Raw genomic sequence first — 26,002 nt, 5'->3', positions numbered from 1 at the left:
CAACCCCTCTATATACTAGTGGGCTGTGTGGCTGTCTTGACTCGCCGATCCAGCTGTCTTGCGCCAACCCCGACCCGGGTCGCTTTGAGCGGAATCCTGAAATGAGCCAACAGTTCCAACACGATGTTCTGGTGATTGGCAGCGGTGCTGCCGGTTTGACTCTCGCTTTGACCTTGCCCGGTCATCTGCGCATTGCCGTATTGAGCAAGGGCGACCTCGCCAACGGTTCGACATTCTGGGCCCAGGGTGGCGTTGCCGCCGTGCTCGACGATACCGATACTGTCGAATCCCACGTCGACGACACCCTCAACGCTGGCGGCGGCTTGTGTCACGAGGACGCTGTGCGTTTCACCGTCGAGCACAGCCGCGAAGCCATCCAATGGCTGATTGACCAGGGTGTGCCGTTCACCCGCGACGAACAGTCCGGCACTGAAGATGGTGGTTTCGAATTTCACCTGACACGCGAAGGCGGCCACAGTCATCGGCGCATCATCCATGCTGCAGACGCCACCGGTGCCGCGATCTTCAAAACCTTGCTGGCCCAGGCCAAAGAGCGTGAAAACATCGAATTGCTGGAACAGCGCGTCGCCGTCGATCTGATCACCGAACGCCGCTTGGGCATGGAAGGCGATCGTTGCCTGGGCGCTTACGTGCTGAACCGCGCCACGGGCGAAGTCGACACCTACGGCGCACGTTTCGTGATTCTGGCTTCGGGCGGCGCGGCCAAGGTCTACCTTTATACCAGCAACCCCGACGGCGCCTGCGGTGACGGCATCGCCATGGCCTGGCGCTCCGGTTGCCGGGTGGCGAACCTGGAATTCAACCAGTTCCATCCGACCTGTCTGTATCACCCGCAGGCCAAAAGCTTCCTCATCACCGAGGCCCTGCGTGGCGAGGGCGCGCATTTGAAGCTGCCCAACGGCGAGCGCTTCATGTATCGCTTCGACAAACGCGCCGAGCTGGCGCCTCGTGACATCGTCGCGCGGGCCATCGACCATGAGATGAAGCGCCTGGGTGTCGACTGCGTATATCTCGACATCAGCCACAAGCCTGAATCGTTCGTAAAAACTCACTTCCCGACTGTTTATGAACGCTGCCTGGGCTTCGGCATCGACATCACCAAACAACCGATCCCGGTGGTTCCCGCCGCGCACTACACCTGTGGCGGAGTGATGGTCGATCAGCACGGTCGCACCGACGTGCCTGGCCTCTACGCCATCGGCGAAACCAGCTTCACCGGCCTGCACGGCGCCAATCGCATGGCCAGCAACTCACTCCTGGAATGCTTCGTTTATGCCCGTTCGGCAGCGGCGGACATTCTCGCGCAACTTGATGAGGTCGCGGCGCCAAACGCCCTGCCCGCTTGGGACGCCAGCCAGGTCACCGACTCGGATGAAGACGTGATCATCGCGCACAACTGGGACGAGTTGCGCCGATTCATGTGGGACTACGTCGGCATCGTGCGCACCAACAAGCGCTTGCAACGGGCGCAGCACCGGGTGCGTCTGCTGCTGGATGAGATCGATGAGTTTTACAGCAACTATAAAGTCAGCCGCGACCTGATCGAGCTGCGCAATCTGGCACAGGTTGCCGAATTGATGATCAGCTCAGCCATGGAACGCAAGGAAAGTCGCGGGCTGCACTACACCCTCGACTATCCGGATATGCTGCCCGAAGCGCTCGACACTATTCTGGTGCCGCCCACCTACGCCGGCTGAACTTGAGCCGCACTCGCAGGCGTCGGTGCAGATCCGCCGCCTGCGAGTCACGTGGTACGCAGATCGACCTGACCCGCCACTCTCCGCGCAAACGAAAGCGCAACACCACAATCAATGGCAGCGCCAGACTGTCCGGGCGCAGTTGCACCGCTTGCCAGCCATCAGCCTGATTCCAGACCTGCCAGCCATCGCCATCGCGGCGCAAGCCGCAGAATGCTTTCGGGTGGTTCAGCAGAATCTGCCGTGGCAGCACCCAAAAACCATGCAGCGCACAGACGCAAGCGCCGAGCAGACTGGCCCAGAGTGGAATCGACAGAAGAAACAACGAGCCCATGGCGAACGCCTGGGCCAACAGATACGCCGCCAGCAACTGCCGTGAGGCATGCCAGCGGCATTCGAACGTATTACTTGGGCTGGACACGATCCAGAATCATCCGGACCATGCGTTGCAGCTCGGGATCTTCCGACTCGCTGCGCTCCATGAACCAGCCGAACATGTCCTGATCCTCACAGGTCAGCAAACGCACGTACAGATCGCGATCCACTTGATTCAACGTCGCGTAAACCTCCTGCACGAACGGCACCAGCAGCACGTCAAGCTCAAGCATGCCGCGACGGCTGTGCCAAAAGAGGCGATTCAGTTCAACTTGTTCGACCATGGAGCCCTCCTCGAATTTGCCGGGCAGTATACAGCCCCGGCGCGGGCCGCACAGTCGGCTTTGGTCGGGCACCCGTAATCCTTTATCAACTACCCATTTCAACCCTGCCCCCTTATGATGTGCCCCAGTCTATTTACCCTGCGATGACCCATGGCCGATTCTGCTTTTTTCTGCACCCTGTCTCATGAAGGCGTACTCGCGGTTCGCGGTGCGGACGCCGGAAAATTCCTGCAAGGCCAGTTGACCTGCAACATCAATTACCTGAGCGACACCCGCGCCAGCCTTGGCGCCCGCTGCACACAGAAAGGCCGGATGCAGTCGAGCTTCCGCATCCTGCTTGAAGGTGACGGCGTGGTGATGGCGATGGCCAGCGAGCTGCTCGAACCGCAACTGGCCGACCTGAAAAAGTACGCGGTGTTCTCCAAATCGAAACTGACCGACGAAAGCGCCGCCTGGGTGCGCTTCGGTCTGGCGCATGGCGACGTAGCCCTGACCAGCCTCGGTCTGGCACTGCCCGCCGAAACCGACAGCGTTGTGCGCAACGAAGGCCTGATCGCAATTCGCGTTTCGCCCGAGCGCGCCGAACTCTGGGTGTCTGCCGCTCAGGCGCCAAACATTCAAAGCCGACTGTCCGCCACGCTGGCTGAGGGCGAACTGAATCAATGGCTGCTGGGCCAGATCCGCGCCGGTATCGGCCAGGTCATGCCTTCCACCCGCGAGCTGTTTATCCCGCAGATGCTCAATTTGCAGGCGGTCGGCGGCGTGAGCTTCAAGAAAGGTTGCTACACCGGCCAGGAAATCGTCGCGCGCATGCAGTATCTGGGCAAGCTCAAGCGGCGCCTGTACCGCCTGCGCCTCGACGCGGCCGAGTTGCCGGAGCCCGGCACTCAGTTGTTCGCGCCCAGCCACAACAGCTCGATCGGCGAAGTGGTGCTGGCGGCCAATGCCGAGGGAAACATTGAACTCCTGGCCGTGTTGCAGGCCGAAGCTGCCGAAGCCGGTGATTTGCGTCTGGGCGCCCTCGAAGGCCCCGCGTTGCACGTGCTCGACCTGCCTTACGAACTGGATCGCGACCGCGAAATCCAGCGTTGATCGCAGCATTGTTGCAACACCCTAGAGAGTCCAAATGAGCGAACTGGCGGAAAAGGTCCAACAGGATTTGGTTGCGGCCATCGATAACGATGACCTGGTTCTGCCAACGTTGCCGGAAGTGGCCCTGCAGATTCGCAAGGCCGCCGAGGATCCGGAAATCAGCGTCAGCGATCTGAGCAAAGTCATCGGCCGCGACACCGCGCTGTCGGCGCGCCTGATCAAAGTGGTCAACAGTCCGCTGCTGCGCGCTGCGCAGGAAGTCACCGACCTGCACACCGCCATTACCCGTTTGGGCATCAACTACAGCAGCAACCTGGCGATCGGTCTAGTGATGGAGCAGATCTTCAATGCCCGCTCCGAAGTGGTCGAACAGAAGATGCGCGAAGTCTGGCGCAGCAGTCTGGAAATCGCTGGCGTCAGCTATGCGCTGTGTCGTCGCCACACCCAGCTCAAACCCGATCAGGCGGCACTCGGCGGGTTGGTGCATCAGATTGGCGTGCTGCCGATTCTGACTTACGCCGAAGACCACAATGAACTGCTCTCGGATGCGGTCAGCCTGACCCATGTGATCGAGCAGATTCACCCATTGCTGGGCGAGAAATTGCTGCGGGTCTGGGAGTTTCCCGAGCGCCTGGTGCATTTGCCGTTGCTGTATCAAGACTTCAGCCGCGACTCGACGCGCATCGATTACGTCGATGTCGTGCAAGTGGCCAATTTGTATTGCCGCAAGGACACCGATCATCCGTTTGCGCGGATTGACCCGTTTAGCGTGCCGGCGTTCAGGAAGCTGGGGATTGATCCGGAGAACAAGCAGTTCTGCGCGGATCTGGAAGAATCGCGGTCGATGTTCTACTGACCTGCGGTGAGGGGATTTATCCCCGTTGGGTTGCGAAGCGACCCTAGACTCTGCGATCCGAACCGCGACTGCTGCGCAGCCGAGCGGGGATAAATCCCCTCGCCACAAAAACCCCTGGTCACAAAAGTATTACCCGGCAATAAAGCTGACCCGCACCTTCAACCCTGCCTGCTCGCCATCATGCAAGGTGATCTGCGCCAGATGCGCGCGACAGATCTCGCCGACAATCGCCAAGCCCAGACCTGAGCCGGCGACCTGCTGATTACGCCGGTAAAACCGCTCGAACACCCGATCGCGCTCATGCAGCGGGATCCCGGGCCCGTCGTCCTCAACCTCAAGCACCGCCGGCGCCGTCACCCGCAAAATCACATTGCCGCCTGGTGGCGTATGCGCCAGCGCGTTGTCGACCAGATTGCTCAACAGTTCGTTGAGCAAGGTCGGTTCACCACGCAGCCACACCGGTTCATCCGCCTCCAGCGCCAACGCCACACCCCGTTTGTGCGCCAAAGGCGCCATGGCCATGCCCAGCTCTCGGGCCAATTGACTCAGATCGAGCAACTGCGCGCCGCCCTCGGCAATCGCCCGCGCACCGTTTTCGACCCGGGCCAGCGACAGCAGCTGATTGGCCAGATGGGTCAGGCGATCGGTGCTTTGTGCGGATGACTCAAGGGTGGTGCGCCAGGTTTCCGGTTCGTTTGAGCGCAGGCCCAATTCCAGGCGTGCCTTGAGTGCCGCCAGCGGCGTGCGCAACTCGTGAGCGGCATCGGCGATGAACTGCGCCTGCCGCTCGAACTGGCCGCGTAGCCTTTCGGTGAAATGATTGAGCGCGCGGACCAAGGGTCCCAGTTCATGCTGCACTTCCACCAACGGCAGTGGCCGCAAGTCGTCGGGCTGGCGTTCCTCAACGGCGGTTCTTAACCGCTCCAGCGGGCGCAACGCCGCACTCACCGCGAACCACACCAGCAACAATGCGCCCACGGCCAGCATGCCCAGGCGCAGCAACGTATCGGCCGCCAGACTGCGCGCCATGCTGACCCGCGCTTCGTCGGTTTCAGCCACGCGGATCTCCGCCATGCCGTTCATGTTCGGCTCGCTTACGGCCTTGAGCAGGCTGACCACGCGCACGTTCTGGCCGTTGTACTTCGCGTTGTAAAAGCGCGCCAGCGCCGGATAGCTGTCGGTGCGCGGCGTGCCGGGCGGTGGCCCGGGAAGATTTTCGTAGCCGGAAATCAGCTTCTGGTGAATGTCGTTGACCTGGTAATAGATGCGCCCGGCGCTGTCGTAGGCGAAGGTGTCCAGCGCCACGTAAGGCACATCGGCGCTGAGGCTGCCATCGCGCTGCGACAACCCGGCAGCGATGGTGCGTGCCGAGGCCAGCAGCGTGCGGTCATACGCGGTGTCGGCGGCTTCGCGACCGTTCCAGTAAGCACTCAAGCCGCTGGCGAGCATCAGCACCACCAGCAACCATCCAAGGTTCCACAGCAACCGCCAGCGCAGGCTGCTGGGCTTATGCATCGCGGCTTTCCAGCAGATAGCCGAGGCCACGGAAGGTGACGATGGCCACGGGCTGGCCATCGAGTTTCTTGCGCAAGCGGTGCACGTAGATTTCGATGGCGTCGGGGCTGGCTTCTTCGTCGAGGCCGAACACCTGCGCGGCCAGTTGTTCCTTGCTCATCACTCGCCCCGGCCGCGCGATCAACGCTTCGAGAACGGCTTGCTCGCGCGAGGTGAGGGTCAGCAGTTCGTCGCCGAGGGTGAAGCGCCGCGTATCGAGGTCGTAAGCCAGCACACCACAGCGCTGCTGACGCTCGCCGCCGAGGACACTGCGGCGCAGCAAGGCTTTGACCCGCGCTTCCAGTTCCGTCAGTTCGAACGGCTTGGCCAGGTAGTCGTCAGCACCGAGATTGAGGCCATGCACGCGATCCTTGACGTCGCTGCGCGCGGTCAGCATCAACACCGGCAGGTTTTTGCCGCGAGCACGCAGCCGCGCCAGCACCTCGAAACCGTCCATGCGCGGCAGACCGACATCGAGGATCGCCACGGCGTATTCCTCGCTGCCCAACGCCAGGTCGGCAGCTACGCCATCGTGCAACACATCCACCGTCAGACCGGTGCTCTTGAGCGCCTGAGCCACGCTTTCGGCCAGTTGCAAATGGTCTTCGACGAGCAGGACACGCATGGATTTTTACCTCGTTCAGGGTTGGCCGACGCCACGCTTTGTCGCGGAGTTTACAGCCGCAACCGCCGCTGTGAAGCCCGAAAACCGTGAAAGACAACTGAAAGGTTGTTGAAAGGTTAGCCGGTTAGAGTCGGCCCACGGACAGTTTCGACTGTCGCCGCTGCCGCCACACAGCGCAACGCAAAACGCCATGAAGCGTTTTCGACTCATAAGAACAATAACGGAGTACCCCAGCATGCCCTCCATGCGCACCGAGGCTGTAATGCCTGCTCGCCTAGCTCGATTCCACCGTTGCACCGTCGGCTTCTCGCCGCAGTCCTGTTTCCCCTCCGTTGTTTCAGTCGTTGCGCGCGCGCCGCGAGAAAACTGCGCCTGCCGCTAGGTTTTCGCGTTGCCCTTTGGTCATTCGGTCCATCCATAACAACAACTCCTCTGGAGACTCAAATGAACGTATCACTGCGTAAAGTTGCTCTCGCCGCTGGCGCGATGCTGTTTGCCGGCCAACTCATGGCCGAGCCGAAACGTCCGGAATGCATCGCCCCCGCCTCCCCCGGCGGTGGTTTCGACCTGACCTGCAAACTGGTGCAGAGCGCACTGGTCAACCAGAAGTTGCTGAGCAAGCCGATGCGCGTCACCTACATGCCCGGCGGTGTCGGCGCGGTGGCGTACAACGCGGTGGTCGCGCAACGTCCGGCGGATGCCGGCACGCTGGTGGCGTGGTCGAGCGGTTCGCTGCTGAACCTGGCCCAGGGCAAGTTCGGTCGCTTCGATGAAACCAACGTGCGCTGGCTCGCGGCCGTCGGCACCAGCTACGGTGCCATCGCAGTGAAAAGCGATTCGCCCTACAAGACCCTCGATGATCTCGTTCAGGCGTTGAAGAAAGATCCAGGCTCGGTGGTTATCGGCTCCGGCGGCACCGTCGGCAGCCAGGACTGGATGCAGACCGCACTGATCGCCAAGGCCGCCGGCATCAACCCGCGCGAGCTGCGTTATGTGGCACTCGAAGGCGGCGGTGAAATCGCCACGGCTCTGCTCGGCGGTCACATCCAGGTCGGCAGTACCGACATCTCCGACTCCATGCCGCACATCCAGAGCGGTGACATGCGTCTGCTCGCGGTGTTCTCGGACAAGCGTCTCGACGAACCGGAAATGAAGGACATCCCGACCGCTCGCGAGCAAGGCTACGACATCGTCTGGCCGGTGGTGCGCGGCTTCTACCTCGGGCCAAAAGTCAGCGACGAAGACTACGCCTGGTGGAAAGACTCGTTCGACAAACTGCTGGCTTCCGACGAGTTCGCCAAGCTGCGCGATCAGCGTGAGCTGTTCCCGTTCGCCATGACCGGCCCGGAACTGGACACCTACGTGAAGAAGCAGGTCGCCGACTACAAAGTGCTGGCCAAAGAGTTCGGCCTGATCCAGTGATCGTCTCTGTCTAGTGGCTGCGTCTCCTACGCGGGGACGCAGCACAGGAGCTCCCATGCTTATTCAACGCATTTTCGCCTCGGTGTTGCTGCTGGTGTGTGCCGGCCTGGCACTGATGGCGTGGCCGTACCAAGCGGCTTTTTCCTATGAACCCGTCGGCCCACGCGCCTTTCCGCTGCTGATGCTCGGCCTGATGGGGCTGGCGCTGCTGTACATGGTGGTTCGCCCGGCCCCCATCAAACACAACCCGGATGAGCCGCCGCTGGATCGCGAAACCCTGACCAAGATCGGTCTGTGCGTGGTGTTGCTGCTGGTGTTTGCCGGCACCTTCGAACCCCTTGGCTTCATCGTGGCCAGCATCATTACCGGCGTACCGATGGCCCGTCTCTATGGCGGCCGCTGGCTGCCGAGCGTGGTCATCATCAGCCTGATGGCGGTTGGTCTCTATCTGCTGTTCGATCGCTTGATGGATGTTCCGCTGCCCCTCGGCCTGCTCAGCGTCCTGGAGAACTGATATGGATACCCTTGGCTATTTGGGTCAGGGCTTCGGCGTCGCGCTGAGCCCGTACAACCTGGTGACCGCCCTGTGCGGCACCCTGATCGGCACCGTCGTCGGCCTGTTGCCGGGCCTTGGTCCGATCAATGGCGTGGCGTTGCTGATTCCGATCGCGTTCGCGCTCGGCCTGCCGCCGGAGTCGGCGCTGATCCTGCTCGCGGCGGTGTATCTGGGCTGCGAATACGGTGGCCGGATCAGCTCGATCCTGCTGAACATTCCGGGTGAAGCTTCCACCGTCATGACCACCCTCGACGGCTACCCGATGGCTCGTAAAGGTATGGCCGGTGTCGCGCTGTCACTGTCGGCGTGGAGTTCGTTCATCGGCGCGTTCATCGCCACCTGCGGCATGGTGCTGTTTGCGCCGCTGCTGGCGAAATGGGCGATTGCCTTCGGACCGGCGGAATACTTCGTGTTGATGGTGTTCGCGATTGTCTGTCTCGGCGGCATGGCTGGTGATCGACCGTTGAAGACCTTTATTGCGGCGCTGATCGGCCTGTTCCTTTCCACCGTCGGCATCGACGCCAACAGTGGCGTGTACCGTTTCACCGGCGACAACATTCACCTGACCGACGGCATCCAGTTCGTGGTGCTGGTGCTGGGTCTGTTCTCGATCAGCGAAATCCTCCTGCTGCTGGAAAAGACCCACCACGGCCAGGAAGCGGTGAAAGCCACCGGCCGGATGATGTTCAACTTCAAGGAAGCGGCGTCGGTTTTCGTCGTCAACGTGCGCTGCGGCGTGCTCGGTTTCATCATGGGCGTGCTGCCCGGTGCCGGCGCAACGCTCGCCAGTGCCGTGGCCTACATGACCGAGAAGCGCATCGCTGGCACCAGCGGCAAATTCGGTGAAGGTGATCCGCGTGGTCTGGCCGCGCCAGAGACCGCAATCGGCGGCGCGGCGTGCGGCGCTCTCGTTCCGATGCTGACCCTCGGCGTTCCGGGTTCGGGCACAACTGCGGTGATGATCGGCGCGCTGTCGCTGTACAACATCACCCCGGGTCCACTGCTGTTCCAACAGCAACCGGACATCGTCTGGGGTCTGATCGCGTCGTTGTTCATCGCCAACGTGATGCTGGTGATCCTCAACATCCCGATGATCCGCGTATTCACCCGCATCCTCGCCGTGCCGAACTGGGCGCTGGTGCCGATCATCGCGATCATCACCGGGATCGGCGTTTACGCGGTGCACGCGACCACCTTCGATCTGTTCCTGATGATCGGTATCGGCATCTTCGGTTACATCCTGCGCAAGCTGGATTTCCCGCTGTCGCCGCTGCTGCTGGGCTTCATCCTCGGTGGCCTGATGGAGCAGAACCTGCGTCGCGCGCTGTCGATCTCCAATGGCGCGTTGGAGATTCTCTGGTCGAGTCCGATCACCTTCGGTTGCTGGATCCTCACCGCGATCATGCTGCTGATGCCGCTGATTCGCATCTGGCGTAAACGTTCGGCGGCACGGCGCGTCATTGCCGATGTTTGATCGCTTGTCCCTGAAAGCCTGGTGGGGCACCCCGCTGGTCGGTCTGCTTGGCGGTTTCATCGCCAGTCAGATCGGCTGGCCGCTACCGTGGATGGTCGGCTCGTTGCTGGCGATCATCCTGGTGCGCTGCCTGACGCCGTGGCAACTGGCGGAAATCCCTGGCGGGCGCAAGTGCGGCCAGTGGATCGTCGGCATCGGTATCGGCCTGCACTTCACCCCGCTGGTGATGGAACAGGTGCTCAGTCATTTCGGTTTGATTTTCTTCGGTGCATTGGTCACCAGCCTGTCGGCGGTGGTCGGCGTATGGCTGATGCGCCGCACCGGCGAGGATCGCGCCACGGCGTTTTTCTCAAGCATGCCCGGTGGTTCCGGGGAGATGGTCAACCTCGGCGCGCGTAACGGTGCACTGCTCAGCCATGTCGCGGCCGGGCAGAGTCTGCGGGTGTTGGTGGTGGTGTTGTGCGTGCCGGCGGCGTTCAAGTATCTGCTCGGTGACGGCACGCCGATTTCTCACGCCGGCAGCGTCGATTGGCGCTGGCTGGCAATTCTGTTTCCGGCGGGCGCCCTGCTCGCCTGGCTCTGGCAGCGTCTGCGCCAACCCAATCCATGGCTGTTCGGGCCGTTACTGGTCAGTGCAGCGGTCAGCATCACCTGGGATCTGCACATCGGTTTGCCCAATGGCGGCAGTCAGATCGGCCAATGGCTGATTGGCAGCGGCCTGGGCTGTCACTTCAATCGGCAGTTCTTCCGCCGCGCGCCGTCGTTCATGGGCCGGACGTTGATCGGCACGGCGCTGACCATGTTGATCGCGTCGCTGGCGGCGCTGGGCTTGAGTGCATTGACCCATCTGGATCTGCGTTCGCTGACCCTGGGCATGATGCCCGGCGGGATCGCCGAGATGAGCCTGACGGCGGAGACCCTGCAACTGTCGGTGCCGCTGGTGACGGCGATGCAGGTGATGCGGCTGTTGTTTGTGCTGTTTCTGGCGGAGCCGTTGTTCAAGTACTGGAATCGTCATCCCGCCTAAGTCTGCGAGATCGGGTCGCTCTTTTCGCGAGCAGGCTCGCTCCCACAGGGGGTTTGTGGCTTGCACACAATTCCTGTGGGAGCGAGCCTGCTCGCGAAGGGGCCAACCCGGTCGACACATCAAATCGGTGGCAAGCGCCAGTCGATCGGCGTTTCGCCATTCTGTTCGAGAAACTTGTTGGTCCGGCTGAAATGCCCACAGCCCAAAAACCCGCGATAGGCCGACAACGGCGACGGATGCACCGAGGTCAGCACCAGGTGCTTGGTCGCGTCGATCAGCTTCTGCTTGCTCTGCGCATGGGCGCCCCAGAGCATGAACACCAGATGCGGCTGCCGTTCGCTGACCACCTCAATGATGCGGTCGGTGAAGTGTTGCCAGCCCTTGTCCTTGTGCGCGTTGGCGTTGGCGCGCTCAACCGTCATGGTGGTGTTGAGCAGCAGCACGCCCTGTTCGGCCCAGCTCTGCAGGTAGCCGTGGTTGGGAATGTCGATATTGAGGTCGCGTTTCAGCTCTTTATAGATGTTGACCAGCGACGGCGGCGCCGGCACGCCCGGTTGCACCGAGAAACACAGACCGTGGGCCTGGCCCGGGCCGTGGTACGGGTCCTGGCCGAGGATCACCACTTTCACCTTGTCCAGCGGCGTTGAGTTCAGTGCGTTGAAAATCAGCGGTCCCGGCGGATAGATCTCCTTGCCGGCTGCCCGCTCCTGCTGCAGAAAGCTGCGCAACTCTGCCATGTAAGGCTGGTCGAACTCAGCACGCAGTGCCTCCTTCCAGCTCGGTTCGAGTTTGATACGGTCGTCAGCAGTCATGGTCATTTCCGGCAAAAACAATGGGGCGAACCCTAGGAAAGCCGACCACGCTTGTCAATTGATCTGACGCAGATCCGGCACTTTCCCCCATAGCGATCATACTGATCGCTCAAATTTCCGATCGAGGTCACGATGAATCTGCACTTCGAAGAACTTACCGGCACCGACGGCGCACGCATCGGCATCGCCAGCCTGGATGCCGAAAAATCGTTGAACGCGCTGTCACTGTCGATGATCAACGCCCTCAGCGACAAATTGAACGCCTGGGCCAATGACCCGCAAATCGTCTGCGTGCTGCTGCGCGGCAACGGCGCCAAAGCCTTCTGCGCCGGCGGTGAGGTGCGCAGCCTGGTCGAAGCCTGCCGCGCTCACCCCGGCGAAGTCCCGCCGTTGGCCGCGCAGTTTTTCAGCGCGGAATATCGCCTCGATTACAGCCTGCATACCTATCCCAAGCCGCTGATCTGCTGGGGTCACGGTTATGTGCTCGGTGGCGGCATGGGTCTGCTGCAGGGCGCGAGCACGCGGATCGTCACGCCGAGCAGCCGTCTGGCGATGCCGGAAATCACTATTGGACTGTATCCGGACGTCGGCGCCAGTTGGTTTCTCGCCCGATTGCCGGGCAAGCTCGGCTTGTTTCTCGGCCTGACCGGCGCGCACATCAACGGCCGTGATGCACTGGATCTGGATCTGGCCGACCGTTTCCTGCTCGACGAACAGCAACCGCAATTGATCGAAGGCTTGCTGCAATTGAACTGGCAGGAACAGACCGCCATGCAGCTCAACAGCCTGCTCAAGGCTCTGCAGCAGGAGGCACTTGAGCAAATGCCCGAAGCGCAGTGGCTGCCGCGTCGCCAGCTGATCGACGAACTGCTCGATGTCAGCGACGTCACCTGTGCGTGGAAAGCCATCAGTCTGCACCTCGACAGCAGCGATCCATTGATCGCCCGAGCGGCGAAAACCATGACCGAGGGCTCGCCGCTGACCGCGCATCTGGTTTGGGAACAGATCAGCCGCGCGCGGCACATGTCGCTGGCCGAAGTATTCCAGATGGAATACACCCTGAGCCTCAATTGCTGCCGTCATCCGGAATTCAGCGAAGGCGTGCGTGCGCGGTTGATCGACAAGGATCAGAAGCCGCACTGGCACTGGCCGGATATCAGTAGCGTGCCGGATGCGGTGGTCGAGGCACACTTTCATAAAGTCTGGGAGGGACGGCATCCGTTGGCGGATCTGACCCAGTATTGAGGTGACGCGAGGCCCGCTATGGCGACTGAATTGCCATCGCGGGCCGGCTCAATCGGTCGTCTTGTCAGACATTCAGTTCGTAGAACTCAATGATTTCCCTCATGGCCCGCTGCGCTTCATCGTCGCCCTTTATCAAAATATCCTCGACATCCCTTAATGGCGGAAGCGGGTGCAGGCGCTCGGCAATCTGCGTCGCGCTGTAGTCTTGAGTCGCTGTTCCTTCGCTGACTCTTATGAAGCCAATAGCGCTTTCACCTTCGGCAAAGTGCCTGGAAACCCGGATTTTCGGTGCCATGCCGTAGTCGACCACGATCACCAGATCATCACGCTCACGGTGAAACTTCAGGTTGTCGATCGTCAGCCTGCGTTCGGAAAAATCGATCCCGTCCAGGCCGCCTCCGTTGTTGATGATTACGTCCCTGCCGAGGCCATCGTATCGGTAGATATCATTTCCAGCACCGCCGGTCAGCGTGTCATTGCCCGACCCACCCACCAGCAGATCATCACCGAGGCTGCCCGTGAGCACGTCATCCCCGTGCATGCCTCGGATCTCCCCCGCGCCGCTTATCGTGTCGTTGCCCCGACCGCCCACGAGTGGCAGCGCTCGTTCGTCTCGCAAGGAAGTTGAACGGATGGGATGGTTGACGATGACACCCGTATGAAAAGTCTCGGGCGCAGAGCCGAGCTGACTTGATTCCAGGAGCTGCTTCAAACTTGCGACCGACCCATCGGCGAACTTGACGAGTTCAATACCGGCCCCCTCAAGTTCACCGTTGTGGGGCAAGACGATGCGGACTTTTTGCGTCCCGCCCCATTGGATATCGAGTGTCGGATGAAGCATTTTCGCTTTCGGCGGGTTGCGGTAAGCCGCGCGATCCGGGTTGGGCTCCAGCTCGACATGAGTGGTCTCTATCAGCGCAGCACCCCAGCTCAATTGCAGTGCATCGCGCTGCGCGCCTGCTGGAAGGACGACCGTGTCCTGATCGGACATTCCGTACTCGTCTTTCCACTCCGCTGCGCCAACTTCTGCGCGGTGGAAAACAGGGTTCGGCACATCCGCAATCGTGGTGGTCGCTGCGGCGTACGCTTGCACGATGTAGGTGTCGGCGCCGTCTTCGCCGTAAAGCCAGTCATCCCCTGCCCCGCTGACCAGATAGTCGGCGCCCTCGGCGCCCAGCAAGGTATCGTCACCTGCACCTGCGGATAAAAACGCGCCCGGTGTTCTGTCGCCGACAGTGCCGTAGTCAAGTGGGGAGCCTGCATAAGCGACGATCAGATCATCACCCGCGCCGCCGTGGAAAACGTTTTCCACTTCGACGTTGACTCGCCCGCCGGCATCGTCGCCATGGACGATTTTGCGTTTGATCGTTTCAGTTGTGACATCCCAGCGAAACGCCTTGGGCACTGTTGCGCCCGAACTGAAGCTTGCCGCCGGATAGACGTACCAGCCTTCAAGCGCGCCGGATTCCTTTCGGCCCTCAACCAATACGTCGCCCGTATTGAATGAAAACCCGTTGGCCGAACCGGATCGATAATAGCGAGGCGCCTGAGCAGAGGAAGGCATTGCTCCCTCGGCTTTCACCGGTTTATGTTCGACACGGGTTGTGGTTGTCGACTGCCTTTCACTGACCACGGCGTGCCCTGCATCAACCTTCATCCATGGCGGCGTTTCAGACAGTGCTCCCGCTCCGACGCTGCCATCGATCAGCTCGGTGTGAGTGGTGTAACCGGTGTCGGTGGTAGTGATATGGCTGCGAACCCAGACGCCTTGCTCATTCAAGGTAAAACCTGTGGCGTGTCTGCGGGCGGAGCGTTTTGACTTGATTTGCGCGAGGAACTCATCGGTCCAGTTCACCGTTTGAACAGATGCCACTGGGCCTTGCGCCGCAGCGGTCACATCATCTGGCTTAACCGGATCCGCAACTTTGCTTTCAGGGGTTGCCGGGGCGGTGACAGGTTCCGGTACGGGTGACTCGGCCGTCTCTATCGGTGGCAATGTGTTGCGCAGGACATCTGCGTAATCAAGTACCACGCCGTCGCTGAAACTGAATGTGGAATCCTTCCACCGCTCGTGATTCTTGATGAGTATCGCGTCGCCCGTGCCATTGGCCAGTCGCAACACCGTGCCGACGGTAGCGTCGATAACGTCGGCCTTCAGGCTTTGCGCGCAAAACCCTGCACCGAACCTGATGATGTTGCGGCCGCCGGCATCGGTGACGATATCCAGACCGTCGCCAGCGCCGAAATAGTAGATGTCAGCGCCATCCATGCCATCCAGCACGTCAGCACCGGGACCGCCATCAAACACGTTGTCGCCAGAATCGCCGCGAAGGTAGTCCGTCCCTTCCCCGCCCAGCAAGGTGTCGTTGCCAGCGCCTCCGAGCAGCGTGTCGTTGCCTGAGCCACCGTGCAGATAATCGGCATTCTGCTCGGCCTCAGCGCTGTTTTCGTAATCGCCGGCAAGAATGTCGTCACCCGCGCCGCCGTACAGCGTGTCGGCACCGAAACCACCCTGTAACGTATCGTTTCCTTCGCCGCCCTGAAGCACGTCGTTGTTGCTCCCGCCCGGTTGCAGGTCAGACACATCGCCATCGAGGAAATCAGCCCCTGCGCCACCCACCAGCGTATCCGCGCCACCCATGCCGCGCAGGGTGTCATTCCCCGCGCCGCCATCGAGAAAGTCGTTGCCGTGATAACGAACCGGATGGTCAGGGCTGTCGCCGATCAGATCGTCATGGCCTTCGCCGCCGAAGAGCAAATCATCGCCACCGCCGCCCCAGAGCGTGTCATCGCCGAGGCCACCGTCCAGCAGATCATCGCCAAAAAAATGCGCGGCATCGCCTTCGACGCCGTCCAGTACGCCGTCATCACCCTGCAAAATGTCGTTGCCAGGGCCGCCATACAAAGCGTCGCTGCCACCGTTACCGCCGAGTGAATCATCACCACTGCCGCCGTCCAGCACATCGTTGCCATGGTGTCTGCTGGGCAGGCCACCGCCCCAATCGAGGTTGTCACCAAGCATCACGTCGTTGCCGCTGCCACCGGTCAGGGTGTCGTTACCTTGATCGCCTTTGAGAAAATCGTCGTCAGCTCCGCCGTCAAGCAGGTCCTCTCCCCAGCCGCCGTTGATAATGTCCTTGCCGCCCTGCCCATACAGCACGTCACTACCGCCTTCGGGCGCACTGTTTATCGAGGCCTTTGAATAGACCGCTCGGTGACTGGTCACACCGCGAGCAATCGTGACGGCAGCGCGCTTAACCGACCAACCTTGTTCCAGCGCACCGGTGGTTTCGTCTCCGGATAACACATCGTCGCCAGCACCGCCGATCAAGGTATCCCGGTCATTGCCACCGAGCAGAACATCTCGGGATGCCGTACCGATAAGCAAATCGTCACCTTGCCCGCCGTCGAGCCAGTCTCCGCGATTCGCCTTGCCCTTGGCGTCACCGTCGGCCATGGCCTTTTCGATTGTCGTCTGCTTGTCGCCGAATAACCGATCGTCTCCAGCCTTGCCAAACAATCGATCAGAACCGCCCAGGCCGAGAATGACATCGTCTGCGGCGGAACCGTAAAGTACGTCGGCCTTGTTGCGCTGTTTGACCTTGGGCAGCAGCACCACGTTGCCCAGCTCATCAAAGGAGGGCTGATCGCCGGGGACAGTGGGATCGGCGTCTTTGGCTTTCCAGTCGCCCTGAAGCGTCAGATCCGCAGCAGTGAGCGGCTGCCCCTCGTATTCAGGGAGGCGGATGCCAAGCATCCCGGGCTGGAAGTTTTTGATCACCACCAGATCGCCCTGGCCGTATTTGATGTTGAGGGTGTTTTCAACAAGCGCCAGGGTGATGGACCGATCCTCGGTAGACCAGATATTGCTCAGAGGCGCGCGGCGTTTGAGTGCGGGAATCGGTGCGCCATTGATCCACAGTTGCCCATCGGCGTTGGCATCAAGAATCTCGTCGATGCCATCGCCGCTGGCGAATTCATAACGGTCGTTGCCTTCGCCCCCGATCAAGGAGTCGTTACCCTTTCCTCCGATCAGAACATCGTCACCGGCCATCCCGTACAACTCATCATTGCCGTCACCTCCGGTTAGCGAGTCATTGCCGTGACCACCTTCAATGACATCGTGACCGGCCATCCCATCGATTGAGTCATTGCCCTCGCCGCCATACAGATGATCGGCATTGGCGCCACCGGCGAAAGATCGCCCGCCGTCATCACCGAACATGGCCAACGAGTTCAGCACTCCGGTGGTCATCGGCGCCTGTTTGCCGGAGGCGAGATCGGAGTAGGAAAACTGCTGCAGCGAGTGTTCTCCAAACGAGCCTTGGGTTCGGGCAATCAAACGGGCGAGCATCTGCGCACGGTCCGCCAGCCACTGCGCGGTGATAAAGCCTTCGCCAGTGTGCGGATCGTAAAGCTCGAGGTTGCGGTCGGGATAACCGTCGGCTCGCTCTATGACGACTTCACTGAGTTGCTGCAAAGAGTTGCGCAACGCCAGACCGAGCGGCGTCGCCTCGCCTGCCAGTTTCGCCCATGCATTGGCATTGCCGAACTCGCCTATTGTTCGGGTGACGATGCTTTGCGACTGCTCTGGGGAGAATGCCGAGAAGAAGGCGTAAGCATTGCTGGCGAAGGTGTCGTTGGTGGTGGGTGTGGCAGCAGAATCGCCGTCGTAAGTGCGCTTGAACATGTCGAGAAATTCGTTCTGGCCGTAGCGCAAGATCAGCTCGACCACGGCGGCAACAGGCGTGCCTTTGACTACATGCTGAATCAGCGGATTCACACTGCCACTGGCCAGCGCGATGTTGATTTGCTCGGGTACGACCGATAGCAGACTTTGCAGTGGATTGATGCCGAAATTGCTGATCGCCGCTCGCAGGCCGACGCTGTAGGCGTCGATGGCGAAGAGAATGTTTTTATAGTCGTCGAGCCGGTTGGGCTTTGCCTGGATGGGTGGGCCGCCATCTTCCGCATCCGGGTCGCCCGCAGAGATCAGTCTCCACGTTTCATAGGGAGGCTTTCCACCTAACAAGCTGAAACCGACCGTTCCAGACCAGCCGGCATTACGCTTAACGGCGGTGTCGTCCTCCCCGCAAACCTCCTTGAACAGAGCCTCGCCAATCGCGCTGGCGTCGATTTCTGCGATCTGGCTGATTGACGGCACGGTCCAGGGTGCCAGTTGACCGGCAAGGGATCCGTTGATCAGGGTATTGATGAAGTTGACGGCAACCTGGTTGGATGAAAGCTGCATCAGGTCTTCACTGAAAATTGTATTCAGTCTTAGTTCACCCTGGCGGGAGGTGTAACCACGAATCAGGGCAGAGTAGGCACCGTTTCCACCGTTGGCATCAATGGCCACGGCAAGCCAGAGTCTGGCGCTTTTCAGCACTTCTCCGGCCTCTTTATCGGCAGTTACAACGTCAGAAACTTTTTCACCAATAATATCGAACAGCTTTTGGTACAGGGGGGCGCAGCTTGCCCCTGCTATTTTCAGCGCATCGTACTGAATTCGTTTTGAGCTCAGCCTCATTCCTTTGCAAATATTAGCCGCGTTGAAAATCTCTGATTTTTCCATGTCGCTAAAAACATAACTCATTGTTACTTCCTTGTAATAACAGCCCGTGAAAGATAACCACTGAGATACTTGAGCATCTCAGGTGCTTCGCGTAATGACGCTAATCCGAGTTTTACGCCACCGTGCCCACCAGCGAAGTCGAAGTTATCCAGATTGATAGCGCAGAAGAAATTCAGTTTGTCGAAATCAAGATTTTCCAATTCAGTTCTGCTGAACCTTGCCAGTTTCTCGTCAGTCAGCTTTTCCTCCGAAGCCGGGCGAATCAAGCCGTCACAGTTGATCAACCGAGGGGTTCCATCTCGCCGCGGCCAGCCAGTAATGACAAACGTTCTAACCGAATCTTCATTCTTGAAATGCGGCGGAGGTGCATCGAGCCAAATCTCCAGCCCCGGATAATTCTTTAGTTTCACAATCAACTCATCCGGCCAGTTGACGTGCCGATAACCCCGCTCATGGGGTTCGGTGGTTTCTTTCCTGGTAAAAAGTCCGGCGTTCAATTTATAGAGCCGCCAACTTTTGGGGATCGACTCTGGGCGCTGATTCTGGTACCGGTGCAGCCCCGTCCCGGTCCACCAGAAAAGCCCCTTCAGAGCAATCGCCAGACACGCTTTCTTGTTGACCATTTCAGGCATGCCTACGTAAAACTCAGGGACCAGCGTCTTATCTATATAGGCGCCGCCTAATATCGGCACTTGCTGCATGCTCGCCAGCTTGTTCTGGCAAGCTTTCTCGTTTGCCTGGTGAATAGCCGCCGACTCGGCAGTTTGTTCTTTGCGAATATAAAATTCCGCTACGCAGTAACAGACATAAAAGAACAATCCATACTTCAACAACCTTTTAAACCACTTGATCGCCTGCTTACGCGACTTCCTGGACATTTCAAACCTCCCGCTCAAACTGCGGAACGGTTGGTATGTCGCTATGCCCGGATATCGCGCTTGCAAAAACCTCAAAATATTGGCTCACGCCCGATTCCACACTGAACCGACCTGCCGTCAACTTCGCGGCGCTGGCAAGACCATCGTACTCACCTGCCGACTTCAAAACCTTGCATACACTTCTGGCAATTTCTTGATGGTCGAAGAAATCCACCAATATGCCATTCGCCCCCTCGACAATGACTTCCCTTACCGGAGCCGTATCCGACGCAACAACCACACAACCGGACGCCATCGCCTCCAGTAACGACCAGGACAAGACAAACGGATACGTCAAATAGACATGAACTTTCGAACACCGCAGAACCGCTCGATAAGTCTGGTAAGGAAGTTTCCCTGTGAAATGCACTCTGGAGTGATCGAAACTGACCTCCGCCTCCATCCTGCTGCGCCAATCCGGGTACCCGACCGGCTTACTCCCATAACTGACACCGTCACCGCCAACCACGATGATCTGCGCGTCGGGGCACTCGGCCTGAATAAGCGGGATAGCTCGCATGAAACTGTGAAAGCCGCGATAAGGCTCAAGGTTTCTGGCGACATAGGTAACGATCGGCTGTCCGGCTTTGACCTCGATTCCATTGGGCAATCTGACTGCCCCGACTTTCGCCAGGTCAGAATTTTGAATCACACCTTCGTGAATGACCCGAATCGCCGACCGGTAAGCGGCCGGAAACAGGCTGCGCTGCCACTGCGTAGGCGCGATTGCGATATCGCATTGTTGAAGATTCAACAGATGCAGCGAGTTGAGCACTCGCAGCCGTGACGACTCCCTTGCGGCTCGCCGGAATTCAGGGTCGAACCCGCAATCGGCGCCCTGCGCTCGATAGTAATACTCGCAATAGTGAATCAGCGGCGTATCGGCATAGACGTCCTTGGCAAACAGCGTCTCTCCCCATCCGGGATGAGCAAGAATCACGTCTGGCTGATAGCCCGAACGTTTCAGCCTGCCCAGGATTTCAAAAACCTTCTGCCCGTCGATCACCGCTTGTTCGTAGCGGATCAGATACGGGTGAATATTGCCGGGCGCTCGGCTGGTCGCTCGATATCGATGGATTTCCACACCGGCGACGCCCGGTGCAGTGTCCCGACCTATCGCCACAACCTCATCACCGCGCTCCAGCGCCGCCAGCACCACATGACGGAACTGACCCGGAAAATTTTGGTGAATAACCAGAAGCTTCATAGCGCTAAACGTCCATTTTTCGCCGCTATCGAGCTGAGGATTGCTCGCCTCGTTCGGCATCCACGAACGCTAACAAACGCCACGAAATGAAACTGTAGGACGCTTCCGGGAATCTCCTAGGAGATGGCCAACGGAACAACTTTTCGCCGGGCAAAAAAAAGCGGCGCTTGATGCGCCGCTTGTTCATTGCAGAGATTTACCAGCGGTTGCCACGGCCGTTGTAGTCACGCCGACCGCTGTGGCGATCATAGTTGCCGCGACCGCGGTGGTCATTGTCCCAACCGCCGCGACGGTGGCCGTCCCAGCGTCCGCGATCATTGCCGTGCCAGCGACGGCTTTCGTAGTAACGCGGGGCCGGTTGGTAGTGCCGCGGCGCCTGGTAATAACGTGGTTGCTGGTAGTACCGCGGCGCTGGCTGGTAGTAGCGCGGCTGGGTGTAATAGGTGCCGCCGCTGCGGTAATAGGAGCCGCCACCGCTGTAATAGGCCGGTGCGGGTGATGTGTAGACCTCTGACCTGTAGTAGCTGTCTCCATAGGAATAAGGAACGCATCCGCCAAGGGAAAAAAGCATCACGGCAAGCAGTACGATTCGGCGATACATGGCGGCCTCCTGGACCGCGGGTTGGCCACACCAGCGACGCTGGCAGGCGACCGTCAGCAATTGCATGACTGTCGAAGAATCAGACAGCGGTTTCGGAATCTGGTGCGTTCCTGCAACAAGTTGAAACAAGTGATCATGAAATCTTGTTAATCCGCAAATCAACGCCCCGTGAACCCTGAACACGCTGCATGACGGTGCAACCACGCACCACCACGATGCGCTGTCGCTCGCCCCGCTCACTTCGACAATCCAGCAGATCCCCGCCGCAGAGGCCTCGGCCCGACTTGGCACGCCTCTCGCTTTAGCAAACCCGTGCAGGAGTCATCACAGGTTCGCGGCACCACAATTTGCAATGGCTGACTAGGGTTCCGGCTCGCAAGCGCGAGTGGCTGGTCCGAGAGTTGGCGACCTCCAGTTGAGGTTACACGGCGGGACAAAAGCCCGGGAGACAAGCCACCGTTCGCGGTGCCGCATTGCCTTCCTGTCCGCCCTCGATCAACTGGAGAATCCGCAATGATCCGACTACGTTTCCCCGCCCTGCTCGCCGCCGCCTTCGCCGCGCTCATCAGCACGCAATCTTCCGCCGCCCAGAAAGACCACTTCAGCGTGTGCTGGACGATCTACGCCGGCTGGATGCCATGGGAATACGCCGGCAGCCAGGGCATCGTCGACAAATGGGCGAAGAAATACGGGATCAAGATCGACGTCGTGCAGCTCAACGACTACGTCGAATCGATCAACCAGTACACCGCCGGCCAGTTCGACGGCTGCACCATGACCAACATGGATGCGCTGACCATTCCGGCTGCCGGTGGTGTCGACAGCACCGCGCTGATCGTCAGCGATTTCTCCAACGGCAACGACGGTATCGTGCTCAAGGGTGAAGGCAAGAAAGTCGCCGACCTCAAGGGCATGGACGTCAATCTGGTCGAGCTGTCGGTCTCCCATTACCTGCTGGCCCGGGCGCTGGACTCGGTGGACCTGACCGAGAAAGACCTGAAGGTGGTCAACACCTCCGACGCCGACATTGCCGCCGCGTTCAACACCGACGACGTCAACGCCGTGACCACCTGGAACCCGATGCTCTCGGATATCAAAGCCAAACCCGGCGTCACCGAAGTGTTCAATTCCAGCCAGATCCCCGGCGAGATCATGGACATGATGGTGGTCAACAGCGCCACCCTCAAAGACAACCCGGCGCTGGGCAAAGCGCTGACCGGGGCGTGGTTCGAAGTGGTCGCTTTGATGAACGCGAAAAGTGCCGCGAGCAAAGCTGCGCTGGAGCACATGGCCAAGGCCTCGGGAACTGATCTCGCCGGCTTCCAGGCGCAACTGGACACCACAAAACTGTTCGCCACGCCGAGCGAAGCGCTGAATTTCGCCACCAGCAAACAACTGCCGGACACCATGCGCAAGGTCGCCGAATTCTCCTTCGAGCATGGTCTGCTCGGCGAAGGCGCGAAGGACCCGAGCGCGGTCGGCATGTCCTTCGCCAACGGCGTGACCAGCGGCGACACCGCCAATCTCAAGCTGCGCTTCGATCCGACCTACGTGCAGATGGCCGCCGACGCCAAGCTGTAAGCCACGGAGGATTTGGCCATGCGCCTGATCAATCGCCACCCCGATCGCCCGAGTCGCCTGTTATTGGTGATCCTGCCGTTCGCGCTCGTGCTGTTCGCCTACTTCACAGGCTCGGCCGAGCGCCTGGCGGACAACCCCAACGACAAACTGCTGCCCAGCGCCGTGCAGATGAGCGACGCGGTAAAACGCCTGGCCTTCAACGCCGACAGCCGCACCGGCGAATATCTGTTGTGGCAAGACACCGCGTCGAGTCTGCGGCGCTTGGCTATCGGCCTCGGCATCGCAGCGCTGGCGGGTCTTTGCCTGGGTATTGCGGCGGGCACCCTGCCGCTGTTCGGCGCGCCGTTGTCGCCGCTGCTGACGGTGCTGTCGATGGTGCCGCCGCTGGCGATCCTGCCGATTCTGTTCATCGTCTTCGGGCTGGGCGAGTTGTCGAAAGTCATGCTGATCGTCATCGGCATCACCCCGGCGTTGGCCCGGGATCTGGAACAGCGTGCCCGCGACATTCCGGTCGAACTGCTGATCAAGGCGCAGACCCTCGGCGCCTCGACCTGGACGCTGATGCTGCGCGTGGTCTTGCCGCAGCTGTTGCCGCGCTTGCTGATCTCGCTGCGCTTGATGCTCGGTTCGGCGTGGCTGTTCCTGATTGCCGCCGAAGCGATCGCCTCCACCGACGGCCTCGGCTACCGGATCTTTCTGGTGCGGCGCTACCTCGCCATGGATGTGATCCTGCCCTATGTGGTGTGGATCACCCTGCTCGCCTGGCTGATGGACTGGGGCCTGAAACAGCTGACCCAGCGCGCTTTCCCTTGGTATGAGGGAGCGGCGAAATGAGCTTCATCACAGTAAAAAACGTCTGGCAGCAGTACGCCGATCAAGTGGTGCTGGAAGGCTTGAACCTGAGCGTCAACGAGGGCGAGTTCTGCACCTTGGTCGGCGCCTCCGGTTGCGGCAAATCGACCTTCCTGCGCCTGCTGCTCGGCCAGGAAAGCGCCAGTCGCGGGGAGATTCTGCTCGACGGCCAGCCCTTGGCCAGCGAGCCGGATGCCAGCCGTGGCGTGGTCTTTCAGCGCTACTCGGTGTTCCCGCACCTGAGCGTGCTCGACAACGTCGCCCTCGGTCTCGAATTGCCGCGCGCGCCCTTGCTTGGCCGGCTGTTCGGCAACGCCAAACGCGAGGCGCGCGAGCAGGCTGCAGCCCTGCTGACAAAAGTCGGCCTCGGCCATGCGCTGGACAAGTACCCGGCACAGCTGTCCGGCGGCATGCAGCAACGCTTGGCCATCGCCCAGGCGCTGATCATGAAGCCGCGCGTGTTGCTGCTCGACGAGCCCTTCGGCGCGCTCGATCCGGGCATTCGCAAAGACATGCACGCGCTGCTGCTGGAACTGTGGCGCGAGACGCAACTGACGGTGTTCATGGTCACCCACGACCTGCCCGAAGGCTTCAGCCTCGGCACGCGTCTGCTGGTGTTCGACAAGGTGCGCCTCGACCCGCACGCCCCCGGCGCCTATGGCGCCCGCATCACCTACGACATCCCGTTGAACAGCGACCGCCGCGCCCAGCGCGCCGCCGTCGAGGCGCTGCCGCTGCCGCTGGCGGGCACCCTTCGCACTGCTTGAGAGGACTGCTCCAATGACTGATTCAATCCAACTCTTCCCACCCTTCGCTGAAGAACTGCTGCCGGGCGGCGGCCACCGTTCGTTCGTGCTCAAGCGCGGCCAGTTACTGCGCCTGACCGACCTGCGCGGCGGCGCCAATGTCAGCCTGACCTTGCTCAATGCCAATGAAAAAACCGAGCGGCTGAACCTGCCCGACAGCCTCAAATGCCAACACACCGCCAAGCTCACCGCCGGCCACTGCCTGTACTCGGACATGGGCCGCGTACTCGCCGCGATCACCGGCGACACCTGCGGTTGGAGCGACAGCCTCGGCGGTGTGCTTTGCGCACAGGAAGTCGCCGAAAAGTACGGCCAGGGCCGCTACCAGGAACTGCGCAACGGCTTCTTTCGCAACGGCACCGACAACCTGCTGGTGGAACTCGGCAAGTGGGGCCTGGGCCTGTCCGACCTGCTGATGACCCTGAATCTGTTCAGCCGCGTGAACGTCGATGAGGCCGGGCGTTTCCACTTCGTCGAGGGCAATTCGAAGGCAGGTGACTACATCGAGTTGTACGCGCCGATGGACACCCTGGTGGTGCTCACCGCCCTGCAACATCCGATGGACCCGTCACCCGAATACGCCCCGAAACCCTTGAAGCTGAGCTGGATGAACGCCGACGCCAGCGTCGCCGAACACTGCCGCACTTCGCGCCCGGAAAACGAGCGCGGCTTTATCAACACCGACCGTTTGTTCGCCTGAGGATCGCTGCCATGTCACTCGCAATTGCCACTTCGCACAAGCAAGCCGACAGCGCGATCTACCGCGCCACCATTCCCGCCGGCGAGCCCTGGCTGATGGAAGTCAAGGCCGGGCAGACCCTGCGCATCCTTGATCTGGAAGGCAATCAGGCCGTCGACACTTTGTTTTACAGCCTCGCCAACCCGAAGGAACGCTACGACGTGCAACGCACCTTGCGTAGGCAGAACAGCGTCTACCTGAGCACCGGCAGCGTGCTGTATTCCAACCTCGGCCAGCCGATGCTGACCATCGTTGCCGACACTTGCGGGCGCCACGACACCCTCGGCGGCGCCTGCGCGCAAGAGAGCAACACCGTGCGCTACGCCCTGGAAAAACGCTACATGCACAGCTGCCGCGACAACTACCTGCGCGCCTGCGCCCACGACGGCCGATTGAGCAAAGGTGACATCGGGCCGAACATCAATTTTTTCATGAACGTGCCAGTGACGGCGGACGGCGGGCTGACTTTCGAGGACGGTATTTCGGCGCCGGGCAAGTATGTCGACTTGCGCGCCGAGATGGACGTGATCGTGCTGATTTCCAACTGCCCGCAGTTGAACAACCCGTGCAATGCCTACAACCCGACCCCGGCGGAGTTGCTCGTATGGAACTGACCATCAGCCGTTTACGCCGTTGGCTTTTTGCCCTGTGCCAGGCGCGTTCCGGGCAGTGCCTGAAATCCAC

22 protein-coding genes and 1 riboswitch are annotated in these 26,002 nt (G+C 60.5%); of the genes, 13 read left to right on the top strand and 9 right to left on the bottom strand.

What is annotated here, in order from left to right; all coding sequences use genetic code 11:
- Positions 1-101 precede the first annotated feature (101 nt).
- Positions 102-1,718 carry an L-aspartate oxidase gene (gene nadB / locus AB4N41_RS15440; RefSeq protein ID WP_150742396.1) on the top strand — a complete coding sequence of 539 codons (1,617 nt, stop codon included), beginning with the start codon at positions 102-104 and terminating at the stop codon, positions 1,716-1,718.
- On the opposite strand, the gene AB4N41_RS15435 is transcribed toward nadB, so the two are convergent.
- Together AB4N41_RS15435 and AB4N41_RS15430 are read right to left on the bottom strand one after the other, a co-directional pair.
- Positions 1,687-2,139 carry a protein YgfX gene (locus AB4N41_RS15435; RefSeq protein WP_095180600.1) on the bottom strand — a complete coding sequence of 151 codons (453 nt, stop codon included), beginning with the start codon at positions 2,137-2,139 and terminating at the stop codon, positions 1,687-1,689. The two genes, nadB and AB4N41_RS15435, sit on opposite strands and share 32 nt — an antisense overlap.
- On the bottom strand, positions 2,123-2,377 hold the full coding sequence (locus AB4N41_RS15430) for an FAD assembly factor SdhE (protein ID WP_007911418.1): 255 nt from the start codon (positions 2,375-2,377) through the stop codon (positions 2,123-2,125). Before AB4N41_RS15430 ends, AB4N41_RS15435 begins: the two co-directional genes overlap by 17 nt.
- 150 nt (positions 2,378-2,527) lie before the next feature.
- Here AB4N41_RS15430 and ygfZ point away from each other — a divergent pair, with 150 nt between their 5' ends.
- Positions 2,528-3,469, top strand: a complete 942-nt coding sequence (gene ygfZ / locus AB4N41_RS15425; protein WP_252877642.1) for a CAF17-like 4Fe-4S cluster assembly/insertion protein YgfZ — start codon at positions 2,528-2,530, stop codon at positions 3,467-3,469.
- A 34-nt stretch (positions 3,470-3,503) separates the two neighbouring features.
- Entirely contained in the window at positions 3,504-4,325 is an 822-nt protein-coding gene (locus AB4N41_RS15420; protein WP_016770675.1) for an HDOD domain-containing protein, read from the top strand.
- 129 nt (positions 4,326-4,454) lie between these two features.
- Here AB4N41_RS15420 and AB4N41_RS15415 read toward each other — a convergent pair whose 3' ends face one another.
- Complete coding sequence (locus AB4N41_RS15415) at positions 4,455-5,840, bottom strand: sensor histidine kinase (protein ID WP_039760888.1); 1,386 nt, start codon at positions 5,838-5,840, stop codon at positions 4,455-4,457.
- Positions 5,833-6,504 (bottom strand): response regulator, encoded by a 672-nt coding sequence (locus AB4N41_RS15410; RefSeq protein ID WP_024011992.1) that lies wholly within the window; start codon positions 6,502-6,504, stop codon positions 5,833-5,835. The genes AB4N41_RS15415 and AB4N41_RS15410 overlap by 8 nt, the downstream gene beginning before the upstream one ends.
- A 444-nt stretch (positions 6,505-6,948) precedes the next feature.
- Between AB4N41_RS15410 and AB4N41_RS15405 the strand changes: the two genes are divergently transcribed.
- From AB4N41_RS15405 to AB4N41_RS15390, 4 genes are read left to right on the top strand one after another with little or no spacing between them, the layout of a single operon-like run.
- The gene (locus AB4N41_RS15405; RefSeq protein WP_024011991.1) at positions 6,949-7,926 is read left to right on the top strand and encodes a Bug family tripartite tricarboxylate transporter substrate binding protein; all 978 of its coding nucleotides are present in this window, start codon (positions 6,949-6,951) and stop codon (positions 7,924-7,926) included.
- A 55-nt stretch (positions 7,927-7,981) separates the two neighbouring features.
- Positions 7,982-8,440: a tripartite tricarboxylate transporter TctB family protein gene (locus AB4N41_RS15400; protein ID WP_095180598.1), complete on the top strand. Its 459-nt coding sequence runs from the start codon at positions 7,982-7,984 to the stop codon at positions 8,438-8,440.
- 1 nt (position 8,441) lies between these two features.
- Entirely contained in the window at positions 8,442-9,956 is a 1,515-nt protein-coding gene (locus tag AB4N41_RS15395) for a tripartite tricarboxylate transporter permease (RefSeq protein ID WP_016771277.1), read from the top strand.
- Positions 9,949-10,983, top strand: coding sequence for an AbrB family transcriptional regulator (locus tag AB4N41_RS15390; protein ID WP_056783516.1), 1,035 nt, complete (start codon positions 9,949-9,951; stop codon positions 10,981-10,983). Before AB4N41_RS15395 ends, AB4N41_RS15390 begins: the two co-directional genes overlap by 8 nt.
- A 119-nt stretch (positions 10,984-11,102) precedes the next feature.
- Here the strand turns inward: AB4N41_RS15390 and ung are convergent, their stop codons facing one another.
- Entirely contained in the window at positions 11,103-11,795 is a 693-nt protein-coding gene (gene ung / locus AB4N41_RS15385) for a uracil-DNA glycosylase (protein WP_252877641.1), read from the bottom strand.
- A 132-nt stretch (positions 11,796-11,927) separates the two neighbouring features.
- Between ung and AB4N41_RS15380 the strand changes: the two genes are divergently transcribed.
- Positions 11,928-13,040 carry an enoyl-CoA hydratase/isomerase family protein gene (locus AB4N41_RS15380; protein ID WP_252877640.1) on the top strand — a complete coding sequence of 371 codons (1,113 nt, stop codon included), beginning with the start codon at positions 11,928-11,930 and terminating at the stop codon, positions 13,038-13,040.
- Between the two features lie 64 nt (positions 13,041-13,104).
- On the opposite strand, the gene AB4N41_RS15375 is transcribed toward AB4N41_RS15380, so the two are convergent.
- From AB4N41_RS15375 to AB4N41_RS15360, 4 genes are all read right to left on the bottom strand, one after another.
- A complete protein-coding gene (locus tag AB4N41_RS15375) occupies positions 13,105-18,636 on the bottom strand; it encodes a calcium-binding protein (protein ID WP_290127525.1) in 5,532 nt (1,843 codons plus the stop codon).
- A 2-nt stretch (positions 18,637-18,638) separates the two neighbouring features.
- On the bottom strand, positions 18,639-19,493 hold the full coding sequence (locus AB4N41_RS15370) for a hypothetical protein (RefSeq protein ID WP_056783506.1): 855 nt from the start codon (positions 19,491-19,493) through the stop codon (positions 18,639-18,641).
- Position 19,494: 1 nt separating this feature from the next.
- Positions 19,495-20,739, bottom strand: a complete 1,245-nt coding sequence (locus AB4N41_RS15365) for a glycosyltransferase family 4 protein (RefSeq protein WP_150636496.1) — start codon at positions 20,737-20,739, stop codon at positions 19,495-19,497.
- A gap of 196 nt (positions 20,740-20,935) precedes the next feature.
- Positions 20,936-21,340, bottom strand: a complete 405-nt coding sequence (locus AB4N41_RS15360; RefSeq protein WP_039760873.1) for a hypothetical protein — start codon at positions 21,338-21,340, stop codon at positions 20,936-20,938.
- A gap of 349 nt (positions 21,341-21,689) precedes the next feature.
- Positions 21,690-21,790, top strand: a riboswitch (guanidine-I (ykkC/yxkD leader).
- A gap of 63 nt (positions 21,791-21,853) precedes the next feature.
- Between AB4N41_RS15360 and AB4N41_RS15355 the strand changes: the two genes are divergently transcribed.
- From AB4N41_RS15355 to AB4N41_RS15335, 5 genes are read left to right on the top strand one after another with little or no spacing between them, the layout of a single operon-like run.
- Positions 21,854-22,921 (top strand): putative urea ABC transporter substrate-binding protein, encoded by a 1,068-nt coding sequence (locus AB4N41_RS15355; protein ID WP_095180593.1) that lies wholly within the window; start codon positions 21,854-21,856, stop codon positions 22,919-22,921.
- An 18-nt stretch (positions 22,922-22,939) separates the two neighbouring features.
- Complete coding sequence (locus AB4N41_RS15350) at positions 22,940-23,755, top strand: ABC transporter permease (RefSeq protein WP_024011982.1); 816 nt, start codon at positions 22,940-22,942, stop codon at positions 23,753-23,755.
- Complete coding sequence (locus AB4N41_RS15345; protein WP_252877638.1) at positions 23,752-24,540, top strand: ABC transporter ATP-binding protein; 789 nt, start codon at positions 23,752-23,754, stop codon at positions 24,538-24,540. Before AB4N41_RS15350 ends, AB4N41_RS15345 begins: the two co-directional genes overlap by 4 nt.
- Before the next feature lie 13 nt (positions 24,541-24,553).
- Positions 24,554-25,279 carry an urea amidolyase associated protein UAAP1 gene (locus AB4N41_RS15340; RefSeq protein ID WP_252877637.1) on the top strand — a complete coding sequence of 242 codons (726 nt, stop codon included), beginning with the start codon at positions 24,554-24,556 and terminating at the stop codon, positions 25,277-25,279.
- Positions 25,280-25,290: 11 nt separating this feature from the next.
- Positions 25,291-25,932 carry an urea amidolyase associated protein UAAP2 gene (locus AB4N41_RS15335; RefSeq protein WP_125917748.1) on the top strand — a complete coding sequence of 214 codons (642 nt, stop codon included), beginning with the start codon at positions 25,291-25,293 and terminating at the stop codon, positions 25,930-25,932.
- Positions 25,933-26,002 lie beyond the last annotated feature (70 nt).

It is taken from the genome of Pseudomonas sp. S2_A10, from assembly GCF_054668465.1.
This window is presented reverse-complemented; position numbering and strand designations above follow the sequence as displayed.

Excerpts from the sequence above, each read along its gene's own strand:
- AB4N41_RS15400 (WP_095180598.1), top strand. The coding sequence starts at position 7,982 with ATGCTTATTCAACGCATTTTCGCCTCGGTGTTGCTGCTGGTGTGTGCC.
- ygfZ (WP_252877642.1), top strand. The coding sequence starts at position 2,528 with ATGGCCGATTCTGCTTTTTTCTGCACCCTGTCTCATGAAGGCGTACTC.
- nadB (WP_150742396.1), top strand. The coding sequence starts at position 102 with ATGAGCCAACAGTTCCAACACGATGTTCTGGTGATTGGCAGCGGTGCT.
- AB4N41_RS15420 (WP_016770675.1), top strand. The coding sequence starts at position 3,504 with ATGAGCGAACTGGCGGAAAAGGTCCAACAGGATTTGGTTGCGGCCATC.
- AB4N41_RS15335 (WP_125917748.1), top strand. The coding sequence starts at position 25,291 with ATGTCACTCGCAATTGCCACTTCGCACAAGCAAGCCGACAGCGCGATC.
- AB4N41_RS15380 (WP_252877640.1), top strand. The coding sequence starts at position 11,928 with ATGAATCTGCACTTCGAAGAACTTACCGGCACCGACGGCGCACGCATC.
- AB4N41_RS15395 (WP_016771277.1), top strand. The coding sequence starts at position 8,442 with ATGGATACCCTTGGCTATTTGGGTCAGGGCTTCGGCGTCGCGCTGAGC.
- AB4N41_RS15415 (WP_039760888.1), bottom strand. The coding sequence starts at position 5,840 with ATGCATAAGCCCAGCAGCCTGCGCTGGCGGTTGCTGTGGAACCTTGGA.
- AB4N41_RS15430 (WP_007911418.1), bottom strand. The coding sequence starts at position 2,377 with ATGGTCGAACAAGTTGAACTGAATCGCCTCTTTTGGCACAGCCGTCGC.
- AB4N41_RS15345 (WP_252877638.1), top strand. The coding sequence starts at position 23,752 with ATGAGCTTCATCACAGTAAAAAACGTCTGGCAGCAGTACGCCGATCAA.
- AB4N41_RS15370 (WP_056783506.1), bottom strand. The coding sequence starts at position 19,493 with ATGTCCAGGAAGTCGCGTAAGCAGGCGATCAAGTGGTTTAAAAGGTTG.
- AB4N41_RS15390 (WP_056783516.1), top strand. The coding sequence starts at position 9,949 with ATGTTTGATCGCTTGTCCCTGAAAGCCTGGTGGGGCACCCCGCTGGTC.
- AB4N41_RS15355 (WP_095180593.1), top strand. The coding sequence starts at position 21,854 with ATGATCCGACTACGTTTCCCCGCCCTGCTCGCCGCCGCCTTCGCCGCG.
- AB4N41_RS15360 (WP_039760873.1), bottom strand. The coding sequence starts at position 21,340 with ATGTATCGCCGAATCGTACTGCTTGCCGTGATGCTTTTTTCCCTTGGC.
- AB4N41_RS15365 (WP_150636496.1), bottom strand. The coding sequence starts at position 20,739 with ATGAAGCTTCTGGTTATTCACCAAAATTTTCCGGGTCAGTTCCGTCAT.
- AB4N41_RS15340 (WP_252877637.1), top strand. The coding sequence starts at position 24,554 with ATGACTGATTCAATCCAACTCTTCCCACCCTTCGCTGAAGAACTGCTG.
- AB4N41_RS15405 (WP_024011991.1), top strand. The coding sequence starts at position 6,949 with ATGAACGTATCACTGCGTAAAGTTGCTCTCGCCGCTGGCGCGATGCTG.
- AB4N41_RS15350 (WP_024011982.1), top strand. The coding sequence starts at position 22,940 with ATGCGCCTGATCAATCGCCACCCCGATCGCCCGAGTCGCCTGTTATTG.
- AB4N41_RS15375 (WP_290127525.1), bottom strand. The coding sequence starts at position 18,636 with ATGAGTTATGTTTTTAGCGACATGGAAAAATCAGAGATTTTCAACGCG.
- AB4N41_RS15410 (WP_024011992.1), bottom strand. The coding sequence starts at position 6,504 with ATGCGTGTCCTGCTCGTCGAAGACCATTTGCAACTGGCCGAAAGCGTG.
- ung (WP_252877641.1), bottom strand. The coding sequence starts at position 11,795 with ATGACTGCTGACGACCGTATCAAACTCGAACCGAGCTGGAAGGAGGCA.